The 2,312-nt window shown below is 60.9% G+C and carries 2 protein-coding genes and 1 pseudogene; all 3 read left to right on the top strand.

Annotated features, from left to right (window positions below):
• Positions 1-197: pseudogene (locus JNL55_RS10045) on the top strand (hypothetical protein); the annotation flags it as partial.
• Positions 194-1,474, top strand: a complete 1,281-nt coding sequence (locus JNL55_RS10050; protein ID WP_293852577.1) for a type II toxin-antitoxin system HipA family toxin — start codon at positions 194-196, stop codon at positions 1,472-1,474. The pseudogene JNL55_RS10045 and the gene JNL55_RS10050, both read left to right, overlap by 4 nt.
• A 188-nt stretch (positions 1,475-1,662) precedes the next feature.
• Positions 1,663-2,312: amino acid permease (locus JNL55_RS10055; RefSeq protein ID WP_293852598.1), on the top strand; the 650-nt coding region annotated here is incomplete at its 3' end.

The raw sequence follows: 2,312 nt of genomic DNA on the forward strand, positions 1-2,312 counted from the left end.
TGGGTGTGGAGCGCAAATGGGTGCTGCGCCTGGAAGCGGGCAATGCCAAGGCGGAGCTTGCGCTCGTGCTCAAGGCGTTGGAGTTTGTGGGTGCCCGTGTTTTCTTGCGCGACAAAGCGGCGCAAGCAAATAAGGATAAGCCCGCCGAAATCTCGCGACTCGATGAAGTATTCAGTCGGTTGCAGAGGCGTAAGTGAGCGAACTCCTCGCGGTAATCGAGGGGCAAGTGATTGGCCGGTTGCGCGTCGACCGCGCCGGCCGCCTCTCGTTTGCCTACGAGGATGCATGGCTAGAGGCGGAAGCGGCTCACCCGCTTTCCGTGAGCATGCCTCTAGCGAGAATCGAGTATGCGCAACGTACCGTCCTGCCGTATCTGTGGAATCTGTTGCCGGAGAATCCGAACGTATTGCAGCGTTGGGCCCAGCAATATCACGTTTCCGCGTCGAACCCGTTCAAGCTGCTGACTCACGTGGGCGCCGATGTGCCCGGTGCCGCGCAGTTGATCCCAGCGGATAAGCTCGGGGATCTGCAGTCAAGCCGCCTCAGCGTCGATTGGATATCGACTGACGATCTTGCGGAGCGACTCAGGCAACTGCGCGAAGATGTGGCAGCGGTTCGTCGCCCGAGCGATGCTGGCAAAATGAGTTTGCCGGGGGCGCAGGCCAAGACCGCGCTTTACTTCGATGCGCAGAAGCGGCGCTGGGGTGTGCCGAGTGGCCGCACGCCTACTACACACATCATCAAACCCTGCATTCCGAGTTTCGACGGCCTCATCGAGAATGAGCACTTGTGTCAAGACGTCGCTGCCCGCCTCGGTCTGCCGGCGGCGCGATCGTATGTTCTACAGCTGGATGAACCCTATATTGTCATCGAGCGATACGATCGCTTGCCTGCAAAATCGGGTAGCTCGGCCGTTCGTCGAGTGCATCAGGAAGATATGTGCCAGGCCCTGGGCTTGATGCCGGGTAAGAAATATCAGGAGGAGGGTGGGCCGGGCGTCGCTGCCATCGTGACGCTGATTCGTCGCATCAGTTCGGAGTCGGATCTGGATGTGGAGCGCTTCCTGCGGGTCAACATGCTCAACTGGTTGATCGGTGGAACGGACGCGCACGCCAAGAACTATTCGCTGCTGTTGGGCGCGGCGAATGAAGTGCGACTCGCGCCGTTCTATGACATTTCCAGTCAACTCCCGTACCCGACGCTGGTGGTGCAGCGATTGTCCATGAAGATTGGCGACCGCTATGAGATCGCTCGGGTGAGTCGTGCGGATTGGCGCAAGTTGGCGGTGACTTGCAGTCTGCCGGAAGAGCGTGTGCTCGGCATGCTTCAGGAATTGGCCAGCGAACTGCCCGACCACATCGCAGCAGCGCGCGATCAAGCCAGTAAGGACGGGCTGAGCAAGTCCGTGGTAGGGCCCCTGGCAAAACAACTGATTGAGCACGTCAGCGCCAGGGCCGAACGAATTTCGGGCTAAACCCTAGCGGTCTCGGCCGCTTCTCCGGATCGAATCCTCTGCCGCAGCTCGCGGCCGGCTGGCTTGCGCCCGCAGAAAACGCAGTTTGGCATCCCTGATCCCAGCCTATGGGAGTTAGACAACGAAAACAAGATTTGTTATTCGTATAACAGATCGGTCGAACTACGACCCAGCGGGGATCTGCATCGATGTCGAGACTGTTCGCGCGCAAGTCGATTGAAGCGTTGCAGGCCCAAGCCCCGGACTCGGCAGCATTGCCGCGGACCTTGGGGCTTTTCAGTCTCACCTGCTTGGGGGTGGGCAGCACCATTGGCGCTGGCATCTTCGTGCTGACCGGCACCGTGGCGGCGGAACACGCCGGGCCGGCGGTGGTGATCTCGTTCATCCTCGCGAGCATTGCCTGCGCATTAGCCGGGCTGTGCTACGCGGAGTTTGCGTCGATGGTGCCGGTTGCCGGCAGCGCCTACACCTATGCGTATGCGACCTTGGGCGAAGTGGTGGCGTGGGTCATCGGCTGGTGCCTGATCCTGGAGTACTTATTTGCCAGCTCGCTGGTCGCCATAGGCTGGGCGGGGTATGCGACCTCGATGGCGGCCGACTTTGGATTGATATTACCGGCGTCGCTCATGCAGGCGCCGCTGGATGTGACGGCGCAAGGGCTGGTTGCGACCGGCGCACTCTTCAATGTGCCGGCGGCAGGTGTGGTCGTGCTCTGTACGGTGCTGTTGCTGGCGGGCACGGAGCTGTCGGCTCGCGTCAACGATTTCATCGTCGTAGCGAAGGTCGCCGCCATCCTGGTGGTTGGCGTCGCCGGGTTGATGTTCGCGCAGGGCGAGCA

This window comes from Steroidobacter sp. (assembly GCF_016790065.1).
Taxonomy (GTDB): domain Bacteria; phylum Pseudomonadota; class Gammaproteobacteria; order Steroidobacterales; family Steroidobacteraceae; genus Steroidobacter.